General features: G+C 49.3%; 29 protein-coding genes and 2 tRNA genes. 11 read left to right on the top strand and 20 right to left on the bottom strand.

Annotated features, from left to right (window positions below; all coding sequences use genetic code 11):
• Positions 1 to 117 precede the first annotated feature (117 nt).
• The 18 genes from RF007C_RS13365 to RF007C_RS13285 all read right to left on the bottom strand — a co-directional run bounded on the left by RF007C_RS13365 (position 118) and on the right by RF007C_RS13285 (position 13,492).
• The gene (locus RF007C_RS13365; protein ID WP_037300546.1) at positions 118 to 501 is read right to left on the bottom strand and encodes a DUF3592 domain-containing protein; all 384 of its coding nucleotides are present in this window, start codon (positions 499 to 501) and stop codon (positions 118 to 120) included.
• Between the two features lie 130 nt (positions 502 to 631).
• Positions 632 to 718 carry an SHOCT domain-containing protein gene (locus tag RF007C_RS17300; RefSeq protein ID WP_430344452.1) on the bottom strand — a complete coding sequence of 29 codons (87 nt, stop codon included), beginning with the start codon at positions 716 to 718 and terminating at the stop codon, positions 632 to 634.
• 468 nt (positions 719 to 1,186) lie between these two features.
• Positions 1,187 to 2,095: an ornithine carbamoyltransferase gene (argF, locus tag RF007C_RS13360; RefSeq protein WP_037300543.1), complete on the bottom strand. Its 909-nt coding sequence runs from the start codon at positions 2,093 to 2,095 to the stop codon at positions 1,187 to 1,189.
• Positions 2,096 to 2,122: 27 nt separating this feature from the next.
• A complete protein-coding gene (locus RF007C_RS13355) occupies positions 2,123 to 2,587 on the bottom strand; it encodes a hypothetical protein (RefSeq protein ID WP_037300540.1) in 465 nt (154 codons plus the stop codon).
• A gap of 2 nt (positions 2,588 to 2,589) precedes the next feature.
• The gene (locus RF007C_RS13350; protein ID WP_037300537.1) at positions 2,590 to 3,759 is read right to left on the bottom strand and encodes an aspartate aminotransferase family protein; all 1,170 of its coding nucleotides are present in this window, start codon (positions 3,757 to 3,759) and stop codon (positions 2,590 to 2,592) included.
• Positions 3,760 to 3,916: 157 nt separating this feature from the next.
• Positions 3,917 to 4,783, bottom strand: coding sequence for an acetylglutamate kinase (argB, locus tag RF007C_RS13345; RefSeq protein WP_019679604.1), 867 nt, complete (start codon positions 4,781 to 4,783; stop codon positions 3,917 to 3,919).
• Positions 4,784 to 4,804: 21 nt separating this feature from the next.
• Complete coding sequence (locus tag RF007C_RS13340) at positions 4,805 to 5,017, bottom strand: hypothetical protein (RefSeq protein ID WP_037300534.1); 213 nt, start codon at positions 5,015 to 5,017, stop codon at positions 4,805 to 4,807.
• 5 nt (positions 5,018 to 5,022) lie between these two features.
• The gene (locus RF007C_RS13335) at positions 5,023 to 5,388 is read right to left on the bottom strand and encodes a hypothetical protein (RefSeq protein WP_037300530.1); all 366 of its coding nucleotides are present in this window, start codon (positions 5,386 to 5,388) and stop codon (positions 5,023 to 5,025) included.
• Positions 5,389 to 5,430: 42 nt separating this feature from the next.
• On the bottom strand, positions 5,431 to 6,090 hold the full coding sequence (locus RF007C_RS13330) for a hypothetical protein (RefSeq protein WP_037300521.1): 660 nt from the start codon (positions 6,088 to 6,090) through the stop codon (positions 5,431 to 5,433).
• A gap of 47 nt (positions 6,091 to 6,137) precedes the next feature.
• The gene (locus RF007C_RS13325; RefSeq protein WP_037300519.1) at positions 6,138 to 6,857 is read right to left on the bottom strand and encodes a hypothetical protein; all 720 of its coding nucleotides are present in this window, start codon (positions 6,855 to 6,857) and stop codon (positions 6,138 to 6,140) included.
• Positions 6,858 to 6,935: 78 nt separating this feature from the next.
• Entirely contained in the window at positions 6,936 to 8,231 is a 1,296-nt protein-coding gene (gene argJ / locus RF007C_RS13320; protein ID WP_037300517.1) for a bifunctional ornithine acetyltransferase/N-acetylglutamate synthase, read from the bottom strand.
• Complete coding sequence (locus RF007C_RS13315; RefSeq protein WP_037300515.1) at positions 8,218 to 8,646, bottom strand: contact-dependent growth inhibition system immunity protein; 429 nt, start codon at positions 8,644 to 8,646, stop codon at positions 8,218 to 8,220. The genes argJ and RF007C_RS13315 overlap by 14 nt, the downstream gene beginning before the upstream one ends.
• Positions 8,647 to 8,674: 28 nt before the next feature.
• Entirely contained in the window at positions 8,675 to 9,628 is a 954-nt protein-coding gene (gene argC / locus RF007C_RS13310) for an N-acetyl-gamma-glutamyl-phosphate reductase (protein WP_037300508.1), read from the bottom strand.
• Positions 9,629 to 9,679: 51 nt separating this feature from the next.
• The gene (locus RF007C_RS13305) at positions 9,680 to 9,928 is read right to left on the bottom strand and encodes a hypothetical protein (protein ID WP_037300670.1); all 249 of its coding nucleotides are present in this window, start codon (positions 9,926 to 9,928) and stop codon (positions 9,680 to 9,682) included.
• Between the two features lies 1 nt (position 9,929).
• Entirely contained in the window at positions 9,930 to 11,309 is a 1,380-nt protein-coding gene (gene argH / locus RF007C_RS13300) for an argininosuccinate lyase (RefSeq protein WP_037300505.1), read from the bottom strand.
• Between the two features lie 13 nt (positions 11,310 to 11,322).
• On the bottom strand, positions 11,323 to 11,766 hold the full coding sequence (locus RF007C_RS13295; protein ID WP_019679614.1) for a GNAT family N-acetyltransferase: 444 nt from the start codon (positions 11,764 to 11,766) through the stop codon (positions 11,323 to 11,325).
• Between the two features lie 36 nt (positions 11,767 to 11,802).
• A complete protein-coding gene (locus RF007C_RS13290) occupies positions 11,803 to 12,168 on the bottom strand; it encodes a cupin domain-containing protein (protein WP_037300503.1) in 366 nt (121 codons plus the stop codon).
• An 88-nt stretch (positions 12,169 to 12,256) separates the two neighbouring features.
• A complete protein-coding gene (locus RF007C_RS13285) occupies positions 12,257 to 13,492 on the bottom strand; it encodes an argininosuccinate synthase (protein WP_037300501.1) in 1,236 nt (411 codons plus the stop codon).
• A 393-nt stretch (positions 13,493 to 13,885) separates the two neighbouring features.
• On the opposite strand from RF007C_RS13285, the gene RF007C_RS13280 reads away from it, so the two are divergent.
• The 5 genes from RF007C_RS13280 (at position 13,886) to RF007C_RS13260 (ending at position 18,373) form a co-directional block, all read left to right on the top strand.
• Entirely contained in the window at positions 13,886 to 14,830 is a 945-nt protein-coding gene (locus tag RF007C_RS13280) for an L-lactate dehydrogenase (protein WP_037292948.1), read from the top strand.
• Between the two features lie 193 nt (positions 14,831 to 15,023).
• A complete protein-coding gene (locus RF007C_RS13275; protein ID WP_037300498.1) occupies positions 15,024 to 16,106 on the top strand; it encodes a suppressor of fused domain protein in 1,083 nt (360 codons plus the stop codon).
• Positions 16,107 to 16,331: 225 nt separating this feature from the next.
• Complete coding sequence (hydF, locus tag RF007C_RS13270; RefSeq protein WP_037300496.1) at positions 16,332 to 17,531, top strand: [FeFe] hydrogenase H-cluster maturation GTPase HydF; 1,200 nt, start codon at positions 16,332 to 16,334, stop codon at positions 17,529 to 17,531.
• Entirely contained in the window at positions 17,528 to 17,917 is a 390-nt protein-coding gene (locus tag RF007C_RS13265) for a DUF2809 domain-containing protein (protein WP_037300494.1), read from the top strand. Before hydF ends, RF007C_RS13265 begins: the two co-directional genes overlap by 4 nt.
• Positions 17,918 to 18,025: 108 nt before the next feature.
• The gene (locus RF007C_RS13260; protein WP_019679621.1) at positions 18,026 to 18,373 is read left to right on the top strand and encodes a type II toxin-antitoxin system PemK/MazF family toxin; all 348 of its coding nucleotides are present in this window, start codon (positions 18,026 to 18,028) and stop codon (positions 18,371 to 18,373) included.
• Between the two features lie 52 nt (positions 18,374 to 18,425).
• On the opposite strand, the gene RF007C_RS13255 is transcribed toward RF007C_RS13260, so the two are convergent.
• Positions 18,426 to 21,023, bottom strand: coding sequence for a cation-translocating P-type ATPase (locus RF007C_RS13255; RefSeq protein ID WP_037300492.1), 2,598 nt, complete (start codon positions 21,021 to 21,023; stop codon positions 18,426 to 18,428).
• A 142-nt stretch (positions 21,024 to 21,165) separates the two neighbouring features.
• Between RF007C_RS13255 and RF007C_RS13250 the strand changes: the two genes are divergently transcribed.
• The 6 genes from RF007C_RS13250 (at position 21,166) to RF007C_RS13225 (ending at position 24,706) form a co-directional block, all read left to right on the top strand.
• Positions 21,166 to 22,122, top strand: coding sequence for an AEC family transporter (locus RF007C_RS13250; RefSeq protein WP_343203239.1), 957 nt, complete (start codon positions 21,166 to 21,168; stop codon positions 22,120 to 22,122).
• Positions 22,123 to 22,192: 70 nt separating this feature from the next.
• Positions 22,193 to 22,900, top strand: coding sequence for a hypothetical protein (locus RF007C_RS13245; protein ID WP_037300489.1), 708 nt, complete (start codon positions 22,193 to 22,195; stop codon positions 22,898 to 22,900).
• Between the two features lie 107 nt (positions 22,901 to 23,007).
• Entirely contained in the window at positions 23,008 to 24,018 is a 1,011-nt protein-coding gene (locus tag RF007C_RS13240; protein ID WP_037300486.1) for a stage V sporulation protein AD, read from the top strand.
• A 10-nt stretch (positions 24,019 to 24,028) separates the two neighbouring features.
• Positions 24,029 to 24,385 (top strand): SpoVA/SpoVAEb family sporulation membrane protein, encoded by a 357-nt coding sequence (locus RF007C_RS13235; protein ID WP_026052939.1) that lies wholly within the window; start codon positions 24,029 to 24,031, stop codon positions 24,383 to 24,385.
• Between the two features lie 168 nt (positions 24,386 to 24,553).
• A tRNA-Met gene (locus RF007C_RS13230) sits at positions 24,554 to 24,630 on the top strand.
• A gap of 4 nt (positions 24,631 to 24,634) precedes the next feature.
• A tRNA-Glu gene (locus tag RF007C_RS13225) sits at positions 24,635 to 24,706 on the top strand.
• A gap of 123 nt (positions 24,707 to 24,829) precedes the next feature.
• On the opposite strand, the gene RF007C_RS13220 is transcribed toward RF007C_RS13225, so the two are convergent.
• Positions 24,830 to 26,020 (bottom strand): tyrosine-type recombinase/integrase, encoded by a 1,191-nt coding sequence (locus RF007C_RS13220; protein ID WP_037300476.1) that lies wholly within the window; start codon positions 26,018 to 26,020, stop codon positions 24,830 to 24,832.
• Between the last annotated feature and the right edge of the window lie 79 nt (positions 26,021 to 26,099).

Genomic DNA, 26,099 nt, shown 5'->3' with positions numbered 1-26,099 from the left:
AGTGTCTGCCTGAAGACTGTTGCCCTCAGGCGACTTATTTATTATAGCACGGTGCAGGCGGTTTGTCAACTAAAAGAAAATAACGGATTTTCGTTATTTTTTGGTAATCTTCACCAATCAGGTGCCGAGCTTCCAGAGATACAGCCATCTTGCTGAGAAAATAAGCGCCATAGCGACCATAACTCCCGCTACAATAAGGTTCTTTTTTACCTGATCTGCAAAGTCGAACCGCTCGGGCTTCTTCCCGTCATAGATTATAGTATGCTTTGAGCCTACCTTGAAGGGCTCGGAAAAGCCTGCCCTGTCCTCCTGCTCATATGTCCTGCCGTCGCCGCTGTACCGCATTTTGTGAATGTAATCATTCTTGCGCTTCTCACGGACGGAGATGACCTCCGCCTCGGTCTCAATGCCGTTTTTCTTCAGCAGCAGGAGCTTCACCAGATAGACCAGCCCCGCAAGGGCGATGCCAAAGCCTATCCCTGCCCATATCATATATTTCATACTTCACCTCATTTCATACCTGTTTTCAAACTGTCGGCTGAAAATAATTTTTATCGCCTTGTATGCAATGATAGCATTTTTTTGACGGTTTGTCAATGAAAAAGGCAGTCTAAAGACTGCCTTTCAGTATTTATAAACCAAGTAATTGTTTTTTCTTTGAGTCATACTCTTCCTGTGTTATTGCACCGGAATCAAGTAATTCTTTATTTTTTTTGATTTCGTCTGCCTCAATTATTTTTGCCGAATTCCTACTGTTATTTTTCTCTGGTCTGCACCCGACTATTATTACTCCTATAATTCAAAGCAAAAAGCCCCATGCAAAACCACCGTCATATCCTTTCTTGGTGTTTATAACATTTGCAATGCAGCCAAATATGATAGACATGACCAACCATACCAAAATGCAAGCACATATATGCTCAATTTCCATGTTCTTCACCCTTTATATAGTATTCATAACATTGTTCTGTCAAATATAAACATATCATGGCGTTGAATATTTGTCAAAAGATATTGTATGAATTTATTATTAATATTCTACAATAAAAGAAAGGCGTTAACCCCAAAGGGACGGATAATATACGCCCCCTACAAAATGTGTTGCCTGCGGAACGCCGTTCTTACAATTCCAAATTCCGCATCCCGAATCAAAAAGGACGCCCAACGGGCGTCCCTGCAAGCCGGCTCAGTTTGCCATAAGCTTTACCATTACAGCCTTCTGAGCATGGAGACGGTTCTCAGCTTCCTCGAAGATCTCATTTGCATGAGCCTCGAACACCTTCTCTGTGATCTCCTCCTCACGATGTGCGGGGAGACAGTGGAGAACCATTGCGTCGCTGTGAGCCTGAGCCATAAGGTCGTCATTGATCTGATAGCCTGCGAAAGCCTTCCTGCGCTTCTCGGCTTCGCCCTCCTGTCCCATGGAAGCCCATACGTCTGTGATAAGGACGTCTGCGTTCTTTGCAGCCTGGACAGGTGAATTTGTCATCTCAAACTTATCGCCGTAGCCCTTTGCAAAATCAATTATTTCCTTAGGCGGCTGGTAGTCGTCAGGACAAGCGATAGCAACCGACATACCTACCTTCAGGCAGCCTACGATAAGGGAATTCGCCATGTTGTTTCCGTCGCCGATAAAACACATTTTAAGTCCGTCAAAGCTGCCCTTGAACTCGCGGATAGTCATAAGGTCAGCCAGTACCTGACAGGGATGACAGAAGTCGGTAAGTCCGTTGATTATCGGGATAGAACCGTACTGTGCCAGATCCTCTACCTCCTTCTGCTCGAAGGTACGGATCATTATACCGTCAAGGTAGCGTGAGAGGACTCTTGCAGTATCCTGTACGGGCTCTCCGCGTCCGATCTGAAGATCGTTGGAGGAGAGGAACAGCGGATAGCCGCCCAGCTGGTACATACCTGTCTCAAAGGAAACCCTTGTACGTGTGGAAGCCTTCTGGAAGATCATTCCGAGAGTCTTTCCCTTGAGGTGGGGGTGGGGGATACCGTGCTTCAGCTCGTACTTGAGCTGATCTGCAAGATTAAGTATATCTATGATCTCCTCAGAGCTGAGATCAAGCATTTTAAGTAGATTTTTCATATTTTTCTATCCTTTCAAAACATTATGTTATTTATTCATTTCACCGAAGGCCTTGTCTATGGCAACTGCAAAGAGCGGTATATAATCATCAAAAGCCGTATTATCTATTTCGATGTCGTACTGGAATTCTCCGTTGACAGCCGAGAGAGTATGGATGACTCCCACTCTTTCCTTGTTGCGGAAGATCACGAATTCTTTTCTGTCTTTGCTTTTAAGCTCGAAGGTAAACTCCTTTCCTCTTGCCAGAATGGTAGGATCAAGGAAAAGGGATGTACATTCCATCGAAAGAAAGACATTATCGTTCAGAATGATGGTAAATCCCGGCTTTTTGGAGTCGCCTGTCTGTACGAGAGTATACAGATTATAATAACTGTTTGCGTCCATTAGATTATAACGTGAACCAAAGCCTTTTTTCTTTACGCTGTACAGGAGCTTTCCGCTTCTGTCACTGGCTATATATTTATTTCCCTTGCCTGTTACCTTCAGCTCCATAATCATTCCTCCAGTATCTCTATCAGAATTTTCAATCCGTCCTTGAGCTCGTCATAAGAGATAGTCAGCGGCGGCAGAAGTCTTACCTTCTCCTTGGCTGTAAGCACCAGAAGTCCTCTTTCCAGAGCCTTCTGAGCCACATCATGGGCATCCTTGTTCTTCAGGGTGATACCGACCATAAGACCGATACCGCTGAGAGCTTCGACCTCACTGCATTTGGCAAGCTCGCTTCTGATAAACTCGCCTTTTTTGCACACTTCATCGAGGAAGCCTTCGCTCTCTACTCTGTCAAGCACCGCCAGACCGCCCGCACAGGCGATGGGGTTGCCGCCGAAGGTCGAGCCGTGAGTACCCGCTGTCAGGACACCGCTGCATTTCTCGTTCACAAGGCAGGCTCCCATGGGGAGGCCGCCTGCGATGCCCTTTGCCAGAGTGGTTATATCGGCCTTTTTGCCGAAACAATCACCCGCCAGGAATTTGCCTGTACGTCCCACGCCTGTCTGCACCTCATCGGCGATGACAAGTATGTCCTTTGCTGCGCACAGCTCGTAGACCGCGTCCACGAATTCCTGATCCAGCGCTCTTACTCCGCCCTCGCCCTGAATATATTCGAGCATTACCGCGCATACCGTCTTATCCTCAAGCTTGGCTTTAAGGTCGTCGATATCATTTGCGGCAACATTCACGAAACCTTCTACGAACGGAAAGAAGTAGTTATGGAAAACATCCTGACCTGTTGCGGAAAGAGTAGCAATAGTCCTGCCGTGGAAGGAATTTACAAGGGTAATGATCGTATGTCTGCCCTTGCCGTATTTATCGAAGCTGTATTTCCTTGCCACCTTGATGGCGCACTCGTTTGCCTCGGCACCGCTGTTGCAGAAGAACACCGACTTATAGCCCGACGCATTGCAGAGCCTGTCGGCGAAATCCGCCTGAACCGCAGTATAGTAATAATTTGAGCTGTGCTGAAGGGTGCGCACCTGAGCGCAGACCGCGTCAGCCCACTTTTCATCGCAGTAGCCGAGAGAATTTGTACCTATTCCGCTTCCGAAATCAATGTATTCCATGCCGTTTTCGTCCTTACAGCGTCTGCCGCTTCCCTCCTCCATAACGAGGGGATAGCGTCCGTAGGACTGCATAACGTGTGAATTGAATTTATCTATTGTATTCATAAAGTCCTCCTTGGGGCAGACTGCCTTGGATAAAACTCACAAATTTTCAGACACATTATTATTATAACGCTGAACGGCAGTCAAAATCAATCTTTCCTAAAGTCACATTAGTAAATTTTTTGTATACAAGTAAATTATTTTACGAGAAGAAGCTGTATCATACGAACTGAGTGCCTATTCCTTCATTGGAAAGTATCTCAATAAGGATAGAATGGGGAACTCTGCCGTCGATGATAACGGTCTTTCTGACGCCTCGTCTGACAGCCTCTACGCAGCAGTCTATCTTGGGTATCATACCGCCCGAGATGATGCCCTGTCTCTTGAGGAAGGGAACTTCGCTGACATTGACCTCTGGGATAAGGGTGGAAGGATCGTCCTTATCGCGGAGAAGTCCGGCTATATCCGTCATGAGTATGAGGTTCTCGGCGCCCAGCTCGGCAGCTATCCTTGCTGCGGCAGTATCGGCGTTGATATTGTATGTATTGCCCTCCTCATCGGTAGCCACAGTGGCTATAACAGGGATATTGCCGTTGGCAAGAGCATCTGTGATAGGCTTTGTATTGACCTTTGTGATCTCGCCTACCCAGCCCAAATCCTGACCGTCGTCGGTCTTTTTCTTCTCTGCCATGAGCATTTCACCGTCGATGCCGCAAAGGCCTACTGCGCTGCCCTTATGCTGTGCCAGAAGCTGTACCAGCTCCTTGTTGACCTTGCCCGAGAGTACCATCTTTACTACGTCAACAGTGGCATCGTCGGTATATCTCAGACCGTTCACGAAGCGGCTCTCTATATTGAGCTTCTTCAGCATATCGCTGATCTCGGGACCGCCGCCGTGTACAAGGACTACCTTTACGCCTACCAGCGAAAGGAGTACGATATCTGTCATAACAGCGTCCTTCAGCTCCTTGTTGGTCATGGCATTTCCGCCGTACTTTATAACAAGTATCTTGTTATTATACTTCTGTATGTACGGCAGAGCATCTATAAGAACCTGCGATTTTTCATTGTTTGATATCTTTTCCATTTTTCCTTACTTCCTTTTATATCAGTTTTGATATTCATTTATTTTTGCTCTTTGCACGGCTTCGTCAAGGAGCTGTTTTACACCTAAAGGATCATGAACTTTGTAAATAACAATATATTCAGCGGTATTCTCAGCACTGTGTACTCTTGTTCTCACCACTATCATATTTCCGTTCCGCACACTTGTGTCCGAAACGTTCTTTAATGCGATCTCATCCCAGTTAGTGCCTATCATGGATATTACTCTTTTGTCAGTAATGGCACAGTTGGCACTCGGAGGCTTGACGCAATACATATGATCAGCACTATTAATCCGACAATGGGGATCAATATGAAAAGAGCGATCATTAACAAACCGATGCCCTCATGGCCGAGTATACACACTAAAACGCCTCCCAGAAGCAAAGCAATGTGTGCTGCCGCGATAGCCTTACCGGTCGCAGTATCTTCCATATGATACAATTTTTCAATGATACTCTCATTGAAGTTTCCGTCGCCTGATGCATACAGTATCTGTTCCTCTTTTTTCAGAAAAGGCTGAAGCACAGAAGCTGCATCATTATAGTTATATGCGTTCTCTTTCCCGTTAATTTTCCTGCCGAACATCATATCCCCCAGCCTTACTGTATATGCTTTGTTATTTTCTGATCAGTCCTGATTTTGATATGCTTTGCACTCTTCTATAGCCACATCGAGTATACGCTTTGCCTCGAAAGGATTTTCAGTCATTGAAATCGAAAAAGACCGGTATCTTTTTAATTCTTCGTAAAAGACGGCTTTTACATATAACTTTCCTTTATCATGCTTGATACGGGCTTTTGTTCTTTTGATATTCTTAAACGGAACTTCTATGATTTTTCCATCCCCGATCTCAAGTATCCTTTTGTTTGTTATTGCAAATATTAATTTGTCTTGCAGCAAGTTGTCAAGCCATGATAGAAACGCACAAAAACCAAACATCAGAAATAAAGGTGAAAAAAACTCATACAAAAATATGAATGAAATATCATGTTTCTCTCTGTCGGATAACCCCATAAAGATCACTGCGATCGTTACGGCCGTTATCAACGGGACTGCAATCCGGAGAACTTTGCCTGTTTTCCTGTATCTACCTTTTGCAAAAGAACTATCGGGGTTTTCTTTATCATTGTTCAGGATCTTGACTATGAACTCATCCTCTTTAAGATAGGGAGTGACTATCTTTTCCTTCGTTTCATAACTCAGTCCTGACAGATCGGCACCTTCTGCAATGTAAGGATATTCGCTCATATCCTCATATTCTTTTTCGCCGTTTTTATTTTCATACATATTATCACCAGTGTTGCGGCTTATGATACATCGTTTTCAGTCATCGCTCATCTTCTCTTCTGTGATATGCGGATGCCCATAACAGCGTCGTCCAGTATCCTCTTTACTCTCGGAGCGTCCTGGATATTGTACATCACGAATCTGTTGGAGGACTGTAATCCTGTGCCGTTCATCATCACGGGATGGGTAAGGGCAAGAATAAGATAGCCGCCGCTGCTTCCGCCTGACGAGTGTGATACGTTCAGTATCCAGTCCAGCGGAATAGAGGTATTGCCGCCGTTTTTGACAACAATGACTCTCATATCGGTTATGGCATAGGCCGAAGCGTTTGCCCTTATCAGCAGACATATGCTCACTGTGAAGAGTATCATTCCCAGCAGGCATATGAAAATGGAGAATGCTCCTCCTGCAAAAAAGAGTATAGCCGCCACAATAATAAGCTTGTAATCTGCATTTCTGCGCTTTGAAGCGTCCTTTTTGCCGCCTGCCCACAGCAGATGCTCTCCTGGGGCGAGCATTGGTTCAAATATGCTTTCAAGGCTAACATAGTTATCGTAGGGCTTCTGCTCGGTATCGGCGTCGTTATAGGTCTGCTCGTGACTGTGGTCACATTCCCTGACATTGTTGATATTCTCATAGACCTGCTCATGACTGTGACTGCATTCCGTGCGGTACTCCTTTGACGGAGCTATATAGTCATCGTCGTACTTGGCGGCGTATCTCTCGTTATAATCATCGTAGTCTTCATCTCGTCTTTTTCCGAACATAAACCCCCCTCCTTTTGAAGTCCCCGTTCATAAACGCAGGTCTTTTAAGTTCATATCCCTATATTTCATACCGTATTATCAGCTTCTGTAATCGCCGTTGATCTTTACATAGTCATAAGTGAGGTCACAGCCCCATGCGATAGCTCTGCCCTTGCCGTCACCCATGGATACCAGTATCTTGACCTCTTCCTCATGGAGTATCTTCTTGGCAATCTCCTCTGAGAATTCTATTACGCAGCCCTTGCGTCCCAGCGGTATCACACCGCTCTCAGAAGCCATTTCTATATCCACCTTGCTCATATCGAAATCAGCATCGGAATAGCCGATAGCGCAGTATATTCTGCCTGCGTTGGCGTCCTCGCCGAAGATCATTGCCTTGATGAGACTTGAACCTATGATGGACTTTGCAACCTTTTCGGCTATCTCGTCGGTCTCGGTGCCTCTTACTGCACACTCGACCAGCTTTGTAGCGCCCTCTCCGTCCCTTGCCATCATTCTTGCAAGGTTCATCATTACTGCATAGAGAGCGTGTCTGAACTTCTCGAACTCACCGTCATCAGTGGTAACGGGCTTGTTTCCTGCTTCTCCCGAAGCCATAACGCATACCATATCGTTTGTGGAGGTGTCTCCGTCAACGCTGGCGCGGTTGAGCGTTACCTTTACTATATCACTGAGGGCAAGCTGTATCATCTCGGCGGAAATATCCACATCTGTGGTAAGGAAGGTAAGTGTGGTAGCCATATTCGGATGTATCATGCCGCTTCCCTTGAGCATACCGCCCAGTGTACAGGTCTTCCCGCCCAGCTCGAACTGCACGGCTATCTCCTTTTCGGCTGTATCCGTAGTCATTATAGCTTCCAGAGCTCTCTTGTTGCCGTCATATGAAAGTCCCTTTGCAAGGCCGTCCATAGCGTTTGCGATGGGCTCTATGGGGAGCACCTGACCGATAACGCCTGTGGAAGCCACGATAACGTCGTTCTCATCTATGCCCAGAGCCTCTGCGGCCAGGCTGCACATCTTTGAAGCCTTCTCAACGCCGTCGGGGTTGCAGGTATTGGCATTTACCGAGTTCACGATAACAGCTCTTGCCCTGCCGTCCTTTATATGCTCCTTTGTAACGAGTATGGGAGCGCCCTTTACCTTATTTGTGGTATACACCGCAGCAGCGCTGCACATCTTATCCGCAACTATAAGGGCAAGGTCGTTTTTCTTCTTGGCTGTGGGGAGCGCATTGTTTGCGGCAGCATTGGCCTCATCCATTTCTCCCAGAGGCTTGTGCGCAAGACCGCACTGCACACCGTTGGCTTTGAATCCCTTGGCAGCGCACACACCGCCCTCGACAAAAGTGACTCCTTTAACATCAACAAGCTTCATGCTCTGTTTCCTCCTTTATTTTCCTTGAAAAATTCGCAACTACGTCCAGATATTCCTCTTTTTGCTCCTGAGAGCTCCAGTTATGGGATCTTGCCATGACAGCGGCATTTTCGAGGACGGGCTCCATCTGATGATAGAATAATTTAAGGTATTTTTCCTTGCCCATGCAGAGGTTGAACATGAGCTGTCCCTCAAACATCTCTCCTATGAAGGGATCGTCGCTCAGCATCTCAATAGCTCTCTTTATAGCCACACGCGAGCATATCTTCTGTCTGAGCATACGGCTCACATCGGAGACATCAAGCTGATCCTTGGTCTTTTCCATAATGGAATTGAACCACTCATCAACTGTAAAGTCCTCTCCCTCTTCCTCGATAAGGTCGTATTCATAGATCTCTCGTAATGTTTTACTCATTTTTATTCTCCCCCTAATTGAGCGAAGGTCATATAAGTCCTGTGGTCTCGTCTATCCCCATCATTATATTGAGGCACTGCACGGCTGCTCCGCTTGCGCCCTTTCCGAGATTGTCGAGACGTGAGCAGAGAAGGATCTGCTCGTCATTGCCAAAAACGAATACCTGCATCTTGTTCTGTCCGCTGAGAGTATTTGAAGCAAGGAAGAAGCTCTTCTGCTCTTCTGCGGACATAAGAGGCATAACCTCTATCATATTTGCTCCTTCATAATGCTTTGCATACATCTCGCATATCTGCTCTGCGGTCACCTTTTTGCCGAGCATTCTTGTCTGAAGGGGCACGCTTACCACCATTCCGCTGTAATAATCGCAGACGATGGGGTTGAACATGGGTGTGTAAGTAAGTCCCGAAACGGCCTTCATCTCGGGCAGGTGCTTATGCTGCTGAGAGAGGGCGTACTGACGGGGGCTGTTGAACTCGAAGGGCTTATCCTCGCCCTCATATACTGCAATGGCCTTCTTGCCTGCTCCGCTGTAACCGGAGGTAGCATATGCAAAAACGGGAAAATCTGCGGGGATTATGCCGTTATTCACCAGCGGATATACTATGGAAGCAAAGCCGCTTGCGTAGCATCCCGGAACAGCTACCCTGTTTGATGTGCGTATCTTTTCCCTGTGAACGGGTGAAAGCTCCGGGAAGCCGTAGGCCCAGTCGGGATTTGTGCGGTGAGCCGTGGAAGCGTCGATGATACGTACATGGTCGTTATCCTTGTCAATGAAGGATACTGCCTCTATGGAAGCTGCATCAGGCAGACAGAGGAATACATAGTCTGCACTGTTTATAAGGCGGGCACGCTCGGCAGGATCTTTTCTCAGCTCCTCGCTGATCTTCATTATCTCCAGGTCGTTCCTGTCCTTGAAACGCTCCTTGATCTTAAGACCTGTGGTACCTTCCTGACCGTCTATGTAAATTTTAACTGACATTGTAAATTCCTCCGTTTTTTCGTTAATAGCAAACACCGAGGGCGGCGTCCGCTACTTCCTGCGCTTTTTTGTCTTGCGTTCGTACTTGGCACGCTTGGGATCCTCCAGATCAGACTTGTCCTCTATCATGGAATGCCATATGCTCACTGCCAGAGTAACGATCACTATGAATGCGAACCAGAATATGTGGGTCTTCGGAACAACTGCGATCCAGAGTCCCATTACCAGCTCGCCGATACACCAGATAACTCCCATAAGCACTGCAAGGCCTATGGTAAAAGTAACGTCCTTTTTCTTCATATCAGAATCCCAGAGCCTTTTCGGCAAGAGCTATCTGCTCCTTTACAGCTTCGGGAGAGGGACCTCCCTCGGACTTGCGCTCACGAACGCAGGTATCAAGGCTGATAGCCTCGTATACGTCCTCGTCGAAGAGGTCTGTCATTGTCTTGTAGTCTGAAATGGGAAGAGTCTCCAGTGTAAGGCCTTCATCTATGCAGTGAGCCACGAGAGTGCCTGTTATCTTGTATGCGTCGCGGAAGGGCATACCCTTCTTCACGAGATAATCCGCACAGTCCGTAGCATTTATGAAGCCTCTTGCAGCTGCGTTCCTCATGTTGTCCTTGAGCACGCGCATGGTGGCAAGCATGGGAGTAAAGGTCTTTACGCAGAGCTTTACGTTGTCTACTGCGTCGAATATAGCCTCCTTGTCCTCCTGCATATCCTTGTTGTATGCAAGCGGGAGTCCCTTCATCATAGTGAGAAGAGTCATGAGGTCGCCGTTCACACGGCCTGTCTTACCGCGGATAAGCTCTGTTATATCGGGGTTCTTCTTCTGGGGCATGATGGAAGAGCCTGTTGCAAAGGCGTCATCAAGCTCAACAAACTTGAATTCCCATGAGCACCAGAGGATTATTTCCTCGGAAAATCTTGAAAGATGAGTCATAAGCAGTGAAAGCGCACAGCAAAGCTCTATGCAGTAGTCTCTGTCGGAAACTCCGTCAAGACTGTTGGGCATGGGAGCTGTAAAGCCCAGAAGATCCGAGGTCTGCTTACGGTTGGTCTTATATGTAGTGCCTGCAAGAGCGCCGCTGCCCAGAGGACAGTAGTTCATTCTCCTGCCTGCGTCCTGTAATCTTTCCATATCGCGGAGAAGCATCCACACATACGCCATAAGATGATGGGCAAAGGTGATGGGCTGGGCTCTCTGAAGGTGTGTATATCCCGGCATTACCGTTTCCGTGTGTTCCTTTGCCATATTCACCAGAGTAACAGCCAGCTCCTTGACAAGGGAGTATATATCCGCTATCTCGTCGCGGAGGTAAAGTCTGAGGTCAACAGCCACCTGATCGTTTCTGGAACGGGAGGTGTGAAGTCTCTTTCCCACGTCGCCGAGACGCTTGGTAAGCTCGGCCTCGATGAACATATGTATATCCTCTGCATTGGGATCCAGCTCAAGTACCCCGTCCGAAATGTCGTTGCTTATCTTACAGAGCTCTCCGACAATGAGGTCGCTGTCCTTCTTGGAGATGATACCGCAGTCGCCCAGCATGGTTGCATGAGCTATACTTCCGCGTATATCCTGCTCGTACATACGACCGTCGAATGAAATGGAAGAATTGAAGGCATTCACGCCCTCATCGACCTGTTTGGAAAATCTTCCTGCCCACATCATATCTGCCATTGCTTTTACTCCTTTACGTGTCTATTCTTACGATATCTGCGAGGGAACGGTTCCTGTATGTAAGGTCATCTCTTACATTGAATCCTACCTTTTCCCAAAAGGCATTACCGTTCTCATTTCTTGAAAATACGACCAGAGCGACCTTATTTATACCGAGCTCCTTCAGGGCCTTCAAGGCCTCATCGACGAGCTTAGAGCCTATCCCGCGGCGTCTGTAGTCGGGGCTTACAGCCGTATGGTAGATGTATCCTCTTCTTCCGTCGTTGCCGGCAATGATAACTCCGGCTATGTTTCCGTCTTCCTCTGCAACGAAGCAGGTCTCCGGATTCCTTGCGAGGTACTTCTCTATTCCCTCTCTTGAATCGTCAAGATTGTTCAGTCCCATTCCGGCACATGAAAGCCACAGTGCGTAAACCTTATCATAGTCGTCCATAGTAAAAAGCCTTATATCTGCCATACATCCTCCCTGCAAAAGACCGTATAAAAACTGAAATTATTTCTTGTCCTTATATGCGTAGCCGAAATTAATAGGTGGAGCAGTTACCGATACATATACAAATTCAATATCGCCGTCATTGAGCAGTCCGTGAACGTCCATGTCGGCAAATCTTACCACGTCGCCCGCCCTGAAGTCTTTGGTCTGATCGTCCGCAAGGAGCAGCTTTCCGCTGCCCTTTGTGGCATACCATATCTGCTCTGAGGCTTCGTGGGTATGTCTCGGCTGACTTGCCCCCGGTTCAAGGTGCACCTCTGTTATGGTAACTCTGACACTTGTCGAATTCTCGGGATTGAGGAGTTGTCTTGAAACTACACCCGGATTTGAGAGTTCAACTATGCTGCTGCCGCTTATAAACTCCATTTACTGCGCCTCTTTCATAAAAAGTTATAACAGGCAGGAGAAGGCTCCCCTGCCTGAAACATTTACATATTCTGATGTCAACTGACGATCACTTGTTGTTTCTCTTCTTGTCCAGCTGAGCTCTAACCTTTATCGGGAGACCGAAGAGGTTGATGAAGCCTGCTGCGTCAGCCTGATTGTAAACCTCATCCTCATCGAATGTAGCAACTTCCTCATCGTAGAGTGTGTATGGTGAAGTTACGCCTGCGTTTATGATATTGCCCTTGTAGAGCTTGAGCTTTACATCGCCTGTAACTCTCTCCTGAGTCTTGTCAACGAAAGCTGTGAGAGCCTCGCGGAGAGGTGTATACCACTGGCCGTTGTATACGATGTCAGCGAACTTGATGCCGAGATACTGCTTGATACGTGCAGTCTCCTTGTCGAGAGTGATAGTCTCGAGAACCTCGTGAGCGTGATAAAGGATAGCACCGCCGGGAGTCTCGTAAACGCCTCTTGACTTCATACCAACGAGACGGTTCTCAACGAGATCAGCAAGACCGATACCGTTCTCGCCGCCAAGCTTGTTGAGAGCAGATACCATTTCAACGCCGTTGAGTGTCTTGCCGTCCAGCTGTGTGGGAACGCCCTTCTCGAAGTGGAGAGTGATGTATGTGGGCTTGTCGGGAGCGTCGATAGGTGAAACGCCCATCTCAAGGAAGCCCTTCTTCTCGTACTGAGGCTCATTTGCGGGATCCTCAAGGTCGAGACCTTCGTGTGAAAGGTGCCAGATATTCTTATCCTTTGAGTAATTTGTCTCTCTGTTGATCTTCAGAGGGATATTGTGAGCCTCTGCGTAGTCGATCTCCTCATCACGGCTCTTGATGTCCCATTCTCTCCAGGGAGCGATGATAGCCATTTCGGGAGCGAAAGCCTTTATAGCAAGCTCAAATCTTACCTGATCGTTGCCCTTTCCTGTGCAGCCGTGGCAGATAGCGTCAGCGCCCTCTGCAAGTGCGATCTCTGCGATACGCTTTGCGATGATGGGACGAGCAAATGAAGTACCGAGCATATATCTGTTCTCATAGATAGCGCCTGCCTGAACTGTAGGATATACATATTCCTGGATGAACTCCTCCTTGAGATCGGCGATGATGAGCTTGGAAGCGCCTGTCTTGATAGCCTTCTCCTCAAGTCCGTCCAGCTCTGTGCCCTGTCCTACGTCGCCTGAAACAGCGATAACTTCGCAGTTATTGTAGTTTTCCTTGAGCCACGGAATGATGATAGATGTGTCCAGTCCGCCTGAATATGCAAGAACTACCTTCTTAATATCCTTCTTATTTGCCATTGTTATTACCTCCTGAATATGAACGCCGCCTGAAAAGCTGCGCGGATTTGCGATATAAGTATATTATACTACTTAACAAAATAATGTCAAGAGTATTTGAATAAATATTCATTATTTTTGAAAATATTCATAATTATGCGAATATTATTCATTTCAACACCTGTATCTCCGGGGCGCTGTCAAATATCATTCACTTTAATCTCCGAGTGAAAAAGACTTGTTAAATCACTATGTGTTTTGTATGAAATTACGATTTTTCCGCAAAAGAGTCTTTTTTTCTTGAATTATTCATTCTTTAAGATTATAATAAAGATGTATTCAGCTCATAAAAGCGCTGAAATACAAACAAAAACAGAACTTTCCAATTATTTACATATGATGGGGGTCTATATTATGGCTGATAAAAACGGTACAAAGATAACTATCCTCGGTGCAGGCAATGTTGGCGCTTCCGTTGCTTATACATTTGCAGTAGCAGGTACCTGCTCCGACATTGTTCTCGTTGACATCAATAAGGCTAAGGCCAAGGGCGAAGCTATGGACATCCGCCAGGGCGTTTCCTTCGGTGAGAACGTCGAGATATTCGACGGAGGCTATGAGGACGCAAAGGATTCGGATATAGTTGTAGTTACCCTCGGCATTGCAAGAAAACCCGGCCAGACACGTCTCGACCTCGCACAGACAAACGTAAATATCATCAAGGAAGTTATGCCTCAGGTGGCTAAATACGCTCCCGACGCTATCTATGTGGTAGTCAGCAACCCTGTTGACGTACTTACTTACACCATTCTCAAGTGCACCGACCTCAAGCCCAATCAGGTCATCGGTTCGGGCACGGCTCTCGACACATCAAGACTCCGCTCTATCATAGCAGACCACGTAGGCCTCAGCCCCAACAGCATACACGCTTATGTATTCGGTGAACACGGCGATTCATCTTTCATCCCGTGGTCAATAATGAATATCGCAGGCGTTCCCGTTGATGAATACTGTGCAGATCAGGATCATGCAGATCTTGATGAGGACGAGATCATTGACGAGGTACGCAAGGCAGGTGCAGAGGTCATCAAGAGGAAGGGCGCTACCTTCTACGCTATCGCTATGACCGTAAACAAGATATGCGATACTGTTCTCCGCGATTCGAAGAACATAATCACGGTATCAACAATGATAAACAACAGATATGGCATAAGCGACGTCTGCCTCAGTCTTCCCTGCGTTATCGGAAGCAACGGTATCGAAAAGGAAGTCTCACCAAAGCTCAACGACGCAGAGATCGAAAAGCTTCAGGCCAGCGCAAAGGCTCTCAGGAACGTTATCGACCAGATACAGTTCTGAGCCTCCCGTATACGCAATCCAAGCGGAGGACGATTTGTTCTCCGCTTTTTCATAACAGGACGTTCCTGCTGTACTGCGGAGAAAACTGTGCTGCAGGGATACAACAAAACTTGCACCGGCAGCACATATATGTTATAATATAGCCGTGGAGATATCCTCCGCGGTCTTTAAAACAATATAAAAGGAGACACAAATGGGCAATATCATATTTGAATCTCATTCACCTATCTGCAATATAGATGCAGTTATAGAAGCTGACGAGAATACATACTACCTCTATCTTATGACAAGTCCCGAGACAGGAGTAAATATACTCAGAGCGCTCTGGATATGCAACCGCCGTCCTGCTCCCGACACCTTCGACCCCGAAAGTATGGCAGGAGGAAAGGCGCCCATGATGCCGAAGAGCAACCTTGCTCCCCTGCATCCCGCCACAGGTCTGGATATGTACCCCGAAAAGATATCGTGCTGCTGGTTCGATTCGGGAAACGGCGTGGCTATATTCTACGCGGGAAGGCTCCTGTGTGCAATACCGCCCTATGCAGGACTTCACGACTTCCCCGGCTTCTCTCTGTTCGCCAAGGGACAGACACGCTACGCATGGGAAATGCCCGCTGACAAAAACTTCGAGGAGCGCTGCAAAGGCCTTGCGACCTTCTGGGATAAGATACAGTCGGACGATTCCTGGCCGGAGATACAGGAAGAGAACCTCAGAGTCATAGAGCAGTTCTACGGTGGGGAACACGAGAAGTATTACGCCATAGATGGCGGAAAATTCCCCCTCAAGGCTCTTGCTCAGGGCAGAAAGAACGGCGTTCTGTACGGTATAACCCTCGGTGTGAGCCAGTTCGCAATGCCCCGCGCAGAAGCAGTGTTCGGCAGCCATTATGTGGAATGCAACCGCATAGAGCTGGGATTTGCAGCACAGCAGAACCATGAGCCGCTCATGCAGATGATGTTCTCGGTAATGTCCGACGTGGCAAGGATGCCGTGGACGGAAAGGGACTTTCTCTGGCACGGTCATACCTTTGATTTCACCAATATCAGAGGATTTTCGGCAATAGTCCTCATAAATCCCGCCTATATACAGGGCATGGAGTGTCCTCAGTGGCGAAGATTCATTGGAAACCGCGTGAATATGCTCTGGCTGGTGCCCATAACCGCACAGGAGCTGGAATATCTCCGTGAAAACGGCATTGCAGAGATGCTGAAGCGCTGTCCCGATGTGACACATCTGCATATTTTTGAAGGCAGACCAAAGTTTTCATTGCATTGAAGCACGTAGTGTAATAAATGCAGAAGCATTAATTATAATCGATTTTAATGCCCTTGCAGATACGCAAATCAGGGATTTGCTCCCTGCATCCGGCAATTATATCATAACGCTTCGCTTACATGATATAATTCAGCCGCGGAGCGTTCTGCTCTGCGGCTTTTGTTATGGCCGTCCACGATTAGCAATACAGAGGCGGCCTTCAGTACAAAAAAAGGAATGATGGCTATGAGTTTAAACGATACCCCCTCCTCGGAGAGAGTCCACATCGGCTTCTTCGGTCGGAGAAATGCAGGCAAATCCAGCGTGGTAAACGCTGTTACGGGACAGGAGCTGTCCGTAGTATCCGATGTAAAGGGCACTACAACAGATCCCGTCACCAAGGCTATGGAGCTTCTCCCTCTGGGGCCTGTGGTGATAATAGATACTCCGGGATTTGACGACGAGGGCACTCTCGGCGAGATGAGAGTCCGCAAGACAAAGCAGATACTCAACCGCACAGACCTTGCCGTCCTCGTGGTTGACGGCACAGTGGGACTGACACAGACCGAGCAGCAGCTCATCGGCATTTTCGAGGAAAAGGACATCCCCTTCCTCATCGTATACAACAAGTCCGACATTGCCGAAAAGCGCGTCTGTCAGGACAACGAGACCGAGGTCAGTGCACTGACGGGAAAGAACATATATGAGCTGAAGGAGCGCATTGCCGCACTGGCAAAGCTGCCCGCAGAAGAAAAACGCATAGTCGGCGATATGCTCAGCCCCCATGATATGGTGGTTCTGGTCACTCCCATAGACGCAGCTGCGCCAAAGGGAAGAATGATACTGCCTCAGGTGCAGACTCTCCGCGATATACTTGACGCCGACGCGATGGCTGTATTCACAAAGGAGCACCAGCTGGCGGAAACTCTCGGAAAGCTGAGCTCACCTCCGAAAATGGTCATCACCGACAGTCAGGCCTTTGCAATGGTGAGCAGGATAGTCCCCGAGAACATCCCCCTGACCTCATTCTCCATACTCATGGCAAGGTACAAGGGCTTCCTGGAGACCTCCGTAAAGGGCGCTGCCGCCATCGGATCGCTGAAGGACGGCGACAAAGTGCTCATATCCGAGGGCTGCACCCATCACCGCCAGTGCGGAGACATCGGCAGCGTAAAGCTCCCCGCACTGCTGAAAAAGACTACGGGCAGAGAGCTGAATATTGAGCTCAGCTCGGGACGGGAATTCCCCGAAGATCTGTCCCCCTACAGCCTTGTGATACACTGCGGAGGCTGTATGCTGAATGAGCGTGAGATGACATACAGGCGTAAATCCGCAGAGGATCAGAATGTCCCCTTTACAAACTACGGCATAGCCCTTGCCATGATGAACGGCATACTCAGGCGCAGTCTGGGCATATTCCCCCACCTTGCGGAGGAGATATCATGAAGGCACGTCTGCCGTATATCATCGGCTTTCTGCTCCTTCTGGGCGTGGAGATATGTATAGGAGTATTCTACTTCAGCAAGTTCATACGCGCCTATCTGGGAGATGTCATCGTGGTATGGGTGATATACTGCCTGATACGTTCCTTCATGCCGAAAAAGACCGATTCATACCTTCTGGCGCTGGGGATACTGGCATTTTCATTCGTAGTGGAGTTCCTCCAGAAGATACACATAGTGGACATTCTCGGCATCAGCAACAAACTGCTGCGCATAATCATCGGAAACGGCTTTGCTGTGGAGGACTTATGGTGCTACGCCGCGGGAACTCTCGTGACCATGGCACAGATATGGATATTCCGCAGGATAAAAAGCCGCAGTACATCTTAGCATAAATCCTTCTTTCCGCATATAATGAAAAGGAGCTGCATAAACTCCGGCATACAGGCAATAATACTATCGTCAGCTGATCTTTATCATATATCGGGAGAAGAAATTATGTCAGTACGAAGAGGAGAGATATACTACGCCGACCTGAGTCCCGTTGTGGGCTCCGAACAGGGCGGGGTAAGGCCTGTACTTATTGTCCAGAACGATGTGGGGAACAAACACAGCCCCACGGTCATAGCAGCGGCTATAACCAGTCAGAGAGACAAGAACAGGCTACCTACCCATATCGAGGTACAGGCGGATAAATGCGGACTCGCAAAGGACAGCATCGTCCTGCTGGAACAGATCCGCACCATAGACAAACAGCGTCTCAGGGACAAGATGGGTGAGCTCGACCTTAATTCCATGAACAAGGTTGACACGGCTCTGTCCATAAGCTTCGGACTTGAGATATGACAGACAGAAAAGGGAAAGCCTTGCAGGAAGGCCTTCCCCTTTTTTTGCGTCCTCAGCCGAACAGGGCGCTGAGCAGAGGTGCTGCGGCGCTGAAGCCCAGTGCTGTCAGGAGCTGCGCTGTATCGGGAACTGCGGTGCCGAATACCGTTCTCAGCTGAGGTACCGTCACCGCCGCCGCAAGTACCGCCGCGGATATGAGGACGGCTCCCACCAGCTTCATATTGCCGAAGGGAGACATACGGAAAATGCTGCGGCGCTCGGAACGGCACTCGAAAACGTGTATCAGCTGTGAGGCAACAAGGGTTATGAGAGCAGCAGTGCGGCAAGACTCCTCGGGAGCTCCCGTGCGCATTACCGCCGTGAAGCTGGCAAGAGTGGAAATGCCTATGAGTATGCCTCGTATGACTATCCGCCACATAAGACCTCCCGCAAAAAAGCCCTCATCGGAACGTCTCGGCGGCGCGTTCATTATTTCCTTCTCGGGAGGCTCCATGCCAAGTGCTACTGCGGGAAGACCGTCGGTGACAAGGTTCACCAGCAATATCTGTACGGGCAGCAGAACTATGGGCATACCCATGACTATACCGAGGAACATGGTCAGCACCTCACCTATGTTGCAGGCCAGAAGATAGCGTACAAACTTCCTTATATTCGCATAAACGCACCGCCCCTGCTCCACGGCTCCCACCAGTGTGGCAAGGTCGTCGTCCAGAAGTATGACGTCCGCTGCCTGTTTTGTTACGTCGGTGCCCGTAATGCCCATAGCTACGCCTACATCGGCTTCCTTTACGGCAGGAGCGTCGTTTACTCCGTCGCCTGTCATGGTAACTATCTCACCGCGGCGCCTGAAGCTGCGTACTATGCGGAGCTTATGAACGGGCTCCACCCTTGCGAATACCGTATACTTATCTATGACTCGGTCAAGCTCCTCATCGGACATACGATCCAGCTCCGCCCCTGTCATAGCTCTGCCGCCTCTCAGCAGACCTGCTTTTTTTGCAACTGCCACGGCGGTATTCTTATGATCGCCTGTTATCATCACGGTCTTAACAGAGGCGGCCGCGCATTTGCGCACAGCAGTCTTTGCCTCCTCACGGGGAGGATCCGTCATGCCTGCAAAGCCCAGAAATATCAGATCGCCCCGTCCGGGCTCCAGGCTTTCCGCAGGACAGAACGCCAGCGCTAGGACTCTCAGTGCCCTTTCGGCCATTTCTGCCGACTTTTCCGAAAGCCTCCGCCTTATCGCAGGCGTCATGGGGGCTGTCTCGCCCTTTTCGTCCATATACCGCGAGCAGCGGGGCAGAATGACCTCCTCTGCGCCCTTGAGATACATGAGCTTTTCTCCGCCGCATACACAGTGTACCGCCATGAACCGCGTCTCGCTGTCAAAGGGATATTCCTCCGTAACGCGGCAGCTGCTGCGGAGAGACTCCTTCGTTATGCCTGCCTTGGCCGCAGCTATAAGAAGGGCTGCTTCCGTGGGATCTCCCGTGACCTGCCATTCCCGCTGTCCCCTGTGCTTCTCTCTTCCCCCGCTTATCTCCGCAGTAGAGCACAGCACTCCGCAGCGCATGGCCTCGGTGAGCAACTTTTCCGCAGAAGGTATAAGAGCTCTGCCGCCGCTGCCTGTGACAGCTCCTCCCATACGGTAGCCCGTGCCGCTGAAAGCATAGTCCTCACAGGCAGCGGAAAGCTCCGTGACCGTCATTTTATTCTCGGTTATGGTGCCTGTCTTGTCGGAGCATATCACCGAGGTACAGCCCAGAGTCTCAACGCTGTGGAGCCTGTTCACCAGCGCCCTCTGCTTCAGCATACGGCTTACAGCCAGTGCAAGGGCTATGGTCACCGTGGCGGGCAGCCCCTCGGGTATGGCAGCTATGGCTATGGTTATGCCCGTCATGAGCATATGGAACACCTTCTCACCACGCAGGACTCCTGCTGCGAACACTGCCAAGCACACCGCAAGACATATTACCGCTACGGCCTTTCCCAGCTCCGCCAGACGCTTTTGCAGGGGAGTCGCCTCTCTTTCCGTATCCGAGAGCATCTCCGATATCCTGCCCATCTGGGTGCGGACTCCCGTAGCTATGACCTTTCCGCGGCAGGTACCCTTTACCGCCGAGGCTCCGCAATAGACTATATTCGGCCTGTTCAGGGAATTGTCCGTATCATCTCCGGCTCCTGCGGTCTTGCCCACAGCCACCGACTCTCCCGTGAGTACCGACTCATCGGTGAAGAAGCCCGATGCGCTCAGCACCGCGCAGTCCGCGGGTATCCTGTCCCCTGCCTCCAGCTCTATGACGTCTCCCCTTACAAGACGGGCAGCATCTATCTCCGTGAGCCTGCCGTCACGCCAGCATTTCGCCGTGGGAGAGGTCATGGTCCTCAGCGCTTCGAGAGTATGCTCAGTGCGGTACTCCTGTATGAACCCCAGCACCGCATTCAGCAGCACTATTATGATTATGGTGACAGCGTCGGTGAACTCACCCAGCAGTACGGATATGACTGTGGCGCCCAGCAGTATCATCACCATAACGTCCCTGAACTGTCCCATGAATATCCTCAGCGGACCTGTCTTCCTGCCCTCGCTGAGAACATTTTCCCCCTCTGCCTCAAGCCTTTCTGCGGCTTCCTTTTCTGTAAGTCCCATATCTTCACCCTTTCACAGACTTTGTCCTTAAAGGATATGACGTGCAAGGGTAAGTTATGACAGCAATCCTCACTGCCGTATTGTCTTTTCTGCCGCAATGTGGTATAATATATCAGATTTTTAAAACAGGTCGTGATATTCTTTGTTTCTGAAAAACCTGATATTCAGCCTCAATGCCACCGTACCCGTGTTCCTGATGATGGTATTCGGCTGGTTCGTGCATAAAATAAAGCTCCTTGACGACAACGCCACGTCCCAGATAAACAGGTTCGTGTTCCGCACCATGCTGCCAGCACTGCTGTTCATGGATCTCTCCACCGCAGACTTCCGCTCGGTATGGGACGGGAAATTCGTACTCTTTTGTATGTGCGCCACCCTCATAAGCGTGGGCATCGCCGTGCTGTACTCCATGCTGTGCAGAGACAGGTCGGAAAGGGGCGAGGTCATACAGGCCGCCTACCGCAGCAGCGCCGCTGTTCTCGGTATAGCCTTCGTCAACAATATCTACGGTCATTCCACCATGGCCGCACTTATGATAGTGGGAACGGTACCGCTGTATAATATCATCGCCGTGACCACTCTTGCAGTTACCTCGCCACAGAAGGAAAAGGGCGGCAGCAGGGGCAGTCTGGCACTCAGCACCCTGAAGAGCATTGCCACAAACCCCATTATCCTCGGTATAATCATGGGTATAGGCTGGTCGCTGCTGAAGATACCTCAGCCCGTGATACTTTCAAAATCCGTATCCTATCTTGGAAATATGGCAACTCCTCTTTCCCTCATAGCTCTGGGAGCTTCATTCAGATTCGGCGACGCCAAAGGGAAGCTTCCCCTGACCATAGGAATAGCCTGCATAAAGCTGCTGCTTTTCTGCTCCATATTCCTGCCCATAGCCATAAAGCTGGGCTTCCGCGGCGAAAAACTCATAGCTATACTGGTCATGCTGGGAAGCGCCACTACGGGAAGCTGCTTCGTAATGGCGAAAAACCTCGGACACAAGGGCACAGTCACTGCCTTTGCAGTCATGCTCACCACACTTCTCAGCGCCTTTACCCTGACGGGCTGGCTCTTCGTGCTTAAGTCCATGGGCTATATATGAGCCGCGGGAGCTTGATTTTTTCCGCGGAATAGTGTATAATAATCAAAACTTTATTTAAGGAGTGACATATATGCCATTTTGTACCCAATGCGGCAGACCTCTCGCAGAAGGCGAGACCTGCGAATGCAGATCGGCCAATGCTCAGGCAGCTCCCGACGCAGCGCCTCAGCAGCCATATAATCCCCCGAACAGCTATCCTCCTCCGCAGGCTCCCTACGGCGGACAGCCCTATCCTGCCTACGGACAGATGCCTCCTCAGAAAAAGAGCAATGCCTGGATACTTGCCATAATCATACCCGCAATATGCGTTGTCCTGCTCCTCATGCTGGCCATATTACTTCCTGCTTCCATGGGCTATGTCAAAAGGTCAAATCAGGTCTCACATAATTCCTACGCAAACACGATGTGCAAGGCTGCCAATACAGCTATGGTTGAACTGGATGAACAGGGCGAAAAGCTCAAGGGACAGTATATAATAAGCTCGGACAGCGACAAAAACCTTGCCGTACCCTTCAATATCGGCAAATTCAATACCGCCATGGAAAAATACCTGACAGATAAGCCCGATTATGAATACTTCATGGTGATAAAGGACGGCACGGTCCAGTATATCGCCATATCCGAAAGCTGGGACAGCAAGAAGGATATAAAGGCCACCTGCCCCTCTGCAAGATCAGGTCCCAGATATTACGATCAATACGGATCGGGTGATGAAGCGAAAAGCACCGTCACCCTCACGGAGCTGTACAGATATGCTCTCAAAAAGGCCTACACATAACAAAATAATATCATAACACGGACGGAGCATTTCTGTCCGTGTTTTTTGCAAGCCATGTATATTTCAGCATTTCCGCCGCATAATATCTCCGAAAGGCAGGTATCATCATGGCAGAATTTCTATCAAAGGGAGTCTTCCGCATGAGTGCTCCAGTTTATATCAACGCTTACGCCTCAGTTGCAGGCGAAAAGGAAGGTCAGGGACCTCTCGGCTCCTGCTTCGACAGAGTGGTCACCGACAGCCACTTCGGCAGAGACACATGGGAACAGGCAGAAACTCAGCTCCAGCTGGACACCCTGTCCCTGGCTCTCGGAAAGGCGGGGCTCTCTGCTGAGGATATTGACCTTGCCTGCGCAGGGGACCTTGAGAACCAGTGCATAGCCTCGGCTTACTCCATGCGGGAAACAGGCTGCCCCTTCCTCGGACTTTACGGAGCCTGCTCCACTATGGCAGAGGGACTCATCACAGCTGCCCTTATGACAGAGGCAGGCATTGCAGAACATTCCCTCGCTCTTACCTCATCTCACTTCTCCGCTGCGGAAAGACAGTTCCGATTTCCCCTTTCCTACGGCGGCCAGCGTACTCCCACAGCTCAGTGGACCTGTACCGCCGCAGGAGCTGTTATACTCTCTCGCAGCAGCTGCGGCATAAGGGTGAAGGGAGGCTGCATAGGTACCGTCGCCGACCTGGGTATCACCGATATAAACAATATGGGCAGCGCTATGGCTCCTGCCGCTGCGGACACCATCCTCCGCTATCTCTCCGCTACGGGAACGGCTCCCGAGGATTACGACTTCATCGTCACGGGAGACCTGGGCATTGTGGGCAGCAGTCTCCTCAATGACATACTCCTGAAGCAGGGAACGGATATTTCCTCCGTACACCGCGACTGCGGCATGATGATATTCGACGGCAGCAGTCAGGACACCCACTGCGGCGGCTCGGGCTGCGGCTGCGGTGCAAGCGTGCTCTGCGGATACTTCCTCCCTGCACTTGAACGGGGAGACGCAGGGAATATCCTCTTTGCCGCCACGGGAGCTCTCATGTCTCCCCTCTCGGTACAGCAGGGCAGCTCAATACCCGCCATATCCCACCTCATACACCTCGGAAAGGACTGATACTATGTTCATGGATATACTCAAGGCCTTCATCATCGGCGGCGCTGTCTGTGCCGCAGGACAACTCCTCATCGACTTTACGGGACTTACTCCCGCAAGGATACTCACGGGCTTCGTTACGGCGGGAGTCCTGCTTTCAGCTGCGGGCATATACGGCCCCTTTGCGGACTTCGCAGGTGCAGGAGCTTCCGTTCCGCTGACAGGCTTCGGACACCTTCTCGCTCAGGGCATAAGAAAAGCCGTTGCAGCCGACGGCCTGCTGGGTATCTTCACAGGCGGCCTTACCGCAGCGGCAGGAGGCATAACCGCAGCTCTGCTATTCGGTCTTATTGCCTCACTCATATTCAGACAAAAGGACAGATCATAAATACAGAACCCGCGGGAAGCTTCACACTATTTTCACTAATTGTCCCCCTCTTTTATCTCGTGGTTTTGTACGTGTCAACGAATTTCAGAGATTATTTCTCCCTTTACTTGACTTTTCTTCCTTTTTGTACTATAATAATTTAGTCGCAGGTGACGCCTGCCTAATTATGGCGGCATAGCTCAGTTGGCTAGAGTACTCGGTTCATACCCGATTGGTCGTTGGTTCGAATCCTACTGCCGCTACCATTATGGCCCGTTGGTCAAGAGGTTAAGACATCGCCCTTTCACGGCGGAATCATGGGTTCAATTCCCGTACGGGTCACTTAACTAAAAATTCGCAAATGACGGTATATCGCCATTTGCGAATTTCTTTTTATCCGTAAAAATGCATTTTGTTCTTTGTTTGTTCTTTATTTCAAAAAAACGTCGTTTTCAGAGCCGGAGGTTATTCACCTCCCGGCTCCTTTTTATTGCCTGAAAAATCAAGTGCTGCACTGACTGCTTCTGAGACTTTCGCCTGTGCTTCTTCCAACATATGACAGTAGATATTACTTGTTGTAGAAACTGTCGAGTGTCCTAACGCTCCCGAAACAGTCACGATGTCCACGCCCTGGTTGACAAGAAGTGAAGCGAACAGATGTCGGAAACTGTGCAGACCATAAAACGGAAGATCGTGCTTCTCGCAGAATTCACCGAGCCAGAAGTAAGGCGTACCGTTTTGCATAGGCAGTCCGTTCCACTTGGTATAGAGTCTGTCGGTATCCACCCACTTGTCACCGCATTTGAGAGCCTGCATATCCTGCTCATCCTTGTACTCTCTGAGCATATCCATTATCTCCTGCGGAAACTTCAGCGTTCTTTGTGACTTCTTTGTCTTGGTGGTATCGGTGTACGTTCCCTTCTTGCATGTGTAGTTGCTTGTACGACGGACGCTGATGATGTTGTTCTCGAAGTCCACATCTTTCCACTCAAGTCCCAGCATCTCACCACGGCGGAAACCGCTGAATATCATCAGGTTGAAGAATGTGCGATACTTCAGAGGCTCATTGTTCAGCAGTGTGAGGAATTTCTGCACCTGTTCGGGCGTGTAGATCTTCTTCTCAGCCTGATAGTTCTTCGGCAACGTTACCTTTGAACACGGATTATCAGTCACTACGCCCATTTTTACGGCGTAGCTGAAAACATCGGACACAAAGCTCAGGTTATGCCTTATGGTCTTTGGTGCAAGAGGTTTTCCTGTACGTTCATTCGCTCCCTCTCTTGAAAGAGAATTGACGAATGCCTGTATCTGCCTCGGGGTTATCTTGTCCATTCTCATGTGACCCAGTGCAGGATATATCCTGCCCCTGAGCTGAAGCATACGCTCGTATGTAGTGTTTCTGAGATTCGGCTTTGCGTACTCCTCAAACCACTGCTCGGCAAACACCTCAAACTTTATCGCCTTGCTCTGATAGCCCTTGTTGCAGGCTTCCTCAAACATGACAGCCTGCCTGTTGACCTCTTTCTCGATCTGCTTCGTGGTCATACCATCTTCTGGCTTCCATGTCATGGACTGTATCATCTGTTTGCCTTTGCTGTTATAGCCACAGCTCACTCTTATGGAGTAGCTGTCGCCGCGTTTCTTAATAGTAGCCATAAAATTACCCTCCTCGGTAATATCACAGCGTACCTTTCCAATACCAATTGTAGCGCAACACATAGGCTTTGTCAAGGTA

This window comes from Ruminococcus flavefaciens 007c (assembly GCF_000571935.1).
Lineage (GTDB): Bacteria > Bacillota > Clostridia > Oscillospirales > Ruminococcaceae > Ruminococcus > Ruminococcus flavefaciens_F.
The sequence above is the reverse complement of the archived record's forward strand: the minus strand, read 5'-3'. Positions and strand labels throughout refer to the sequence as shown.

What these genes read in the sequence shown, in the direction of transcription:
- RF007C_RS13265 (WP_037300494.1), top strand. Translation starts at nt 17,528, where the DNA reads ATGAAGGCACGTCTGCCGTATATCATCGGCTTTCTGCTCCTTCTGGGC.
- RF007C_RS13280 (WP_037292948.1), top strand. Translation starts at nt 13,886, where the DNA reads ATGGCTGATAAAAACGGTACAAAGATAACTATCCTCGGTGCAGGCAAT.
- RF007C_RS13340 (WP_037300534.1), bottom strand. Translation starts at nt 5,017, where the DNA reads ATGATAGGCACTAACTGGGATGAGATCGCATTAAAGAACGTTTCGGAC.
- RF007C_RS13260 (WP_019679621.1), top strand. Translation starts at nt 18,026, where the DNA reads ATGTCAGTACGAAGAGGAGAGATATACTACGCCGACCTGAGTCCCGTT.
- argB (WP_019679604.1), bottom strand. Translation starts at nt 4,783, where the DNA reads ATGGAAAAGATATCAAACAATGAAAAATCGCAGGTTCTTATAGATGCT.
- RF007C_RS13240 (WP_037300486.1), top strand. Translation starts at nt 23,008, where the DNA reads ATGGCAGAATTTCTATCAAAGGGAGTCTTCCGCATGAGTGCTCCAGTT.
- argH (WP_037300505.1), bottom strand. Translation starts at nt 11,309, where the DNA reads ATGGCAGATATGATGTGGGCAGGAAGATTTTCCAAACAGGTCGATGAG.
- RF007C_RS13325 (WP_037300519.1), bottom strand. Translation starts at nt 6,857, where the DNA reads ATGTTCGGAAAAAGACGAGATGAAGACTACGATGATTATAACGAGAGA.
- argC (WP_037300508.1), bottom strand. Translation starts at nt 9,628, where the DNA reads ATGTCAGTTAAAATTTACATAGACGGTCAGGAAGGTACCACAGGTCTT.
- RF007C_RS13255 (WP_037300492.1), bottom strand. Translation starts at nt 21,023, where the DNA reads ATGGGACTTACAGAAAAGGAAGCCGCAGAAAGGCTTGAGGCAGAGGGG.
- RF007C_RS13365 (WP_037300546.1), bottom strand. Translation starts at nt 501, where the DNA reads ATGAAATATATGATATGGGCAGGGATAGGCTTTGGCATCGCCCTTGCG.
- RF007C_RS13245 (WP_037300489.1), top strand. Translation starts at nt 22,193, where the DNA reads ATGCCATTTTGTACCCAATGCGGCAGACCTCTCGCAGAAGGCGAGACC.
- RF007C_RS13295 (WP_019679614.1), bottom strand. Translation starts at nt 11,766, where the DNA reads ATGGCAGATATAAGGCTTTTTACTATGGACGACTATGATAAGGTTTAC.
- argF (WP_037300543.1), bottom strand. Translation starts at nt 2,095, where the DNA reads ATGAAAAATCTACTTAAAATGCTTGATCTCAGCTCTGAGGAGATCATA.
- argJ (WP_037300517.1), bottom strand. Translation starts at nt 8,231, where the DNA reads ATGAAGCTTGTTGATGTTAAAGGAGTCACTTTTGTCGAGGGCGGTGTG.
- RF007C_RS13350 (WP_037300537.1), bottom strand. Translation starts at nt 3,759, where the DNA reads ATGAATACAATAGATAAATTCAATTCACACGTTATGCAGTCCTACGGA.
- hydF (WP_037300496.1), top strand. Translation starts at nt 16,332, where the DNA reads ATGAGTTTAAACGATACCCCCTCCTCGGAGAGAGTCCACATCGGCTTC.
- RF007C_RS13335 (WP_037300530.1), bottom strand. Translation starts at nt 5,388, where the DNA reads ATGTTCGGCAGGAAAATTAACGGGAAAGAGAACGCATATAACTATAAT.
- RF007C_RS13285 (WP_037300501.1), bottom strand. Translation starts at nt 13,492, where the DNA reads ATGGCAAATAAGAAGGATATTAAGAAGGTAGTTCTTGCATATTCAGGC.
- RF007C_RS13235 (WP_026052939.1), top strand. Translation starts at nt 24,029, where the DNA reads ATGGATATACTCAAGGCCTTCATCATCGGCGGCGCTGTCTGTGCCGCA.
- RF007C_RS13330 (WP_037300521.1), bottom strand. Translation starts at nt 6,090, where the DNA reads ATGTATGAAAATAAAAACGGCGAAAAAGAATATGAGGATATGAGCGAA.
- RF007C_RS13305 (WP_037300670.1), bottom strand. Translation starts at nt 9,928, where the DNA reads ATGAAGAAAAAGGACGTTACTTTTACCATAGGCCTTGCAGTGCTTATG.
- RF007C_RS13315 (WP_037300515.1), bottom strand. Translation starts at nt 8,646, where the DNA reads ATGAGTAAAACATTACGAGAGATCTATGAATACGACCTTATCGAGGAA.
- RF007C_RS13220 (WP_037300476.1), bottom strand. Translation starts at nt 26,020, where the DNA reads ATGGCTACTATTAAGAAACGCGGCGACAGCTACTCCATAAGAGTGAGC.
- RF007C_RS13355 (WP_037300540.1), bottom strand. Translation starts at nt 2,587, where the DNA reads ATGGAGCTGAAGGTAACAGGCAAGGGAAATAAATATATAGCCAGTGAC.
- RF007C_RS13275 (WP_037300498.1), top strand. Translation starts at nt 15,024, where the DNA reads ATGGGCAATATCATATTTGAATCTCATTCACCTATCTGCAATATAGAT.
- RF007C_RS13290 (WP_037300503.1), bottom strand. Translation starts at nt 12,168, where the DNA reads ATGGAGTTTATAAGCGGCAGCAGCATAGTTGAACTCTCAAATCCGGGT.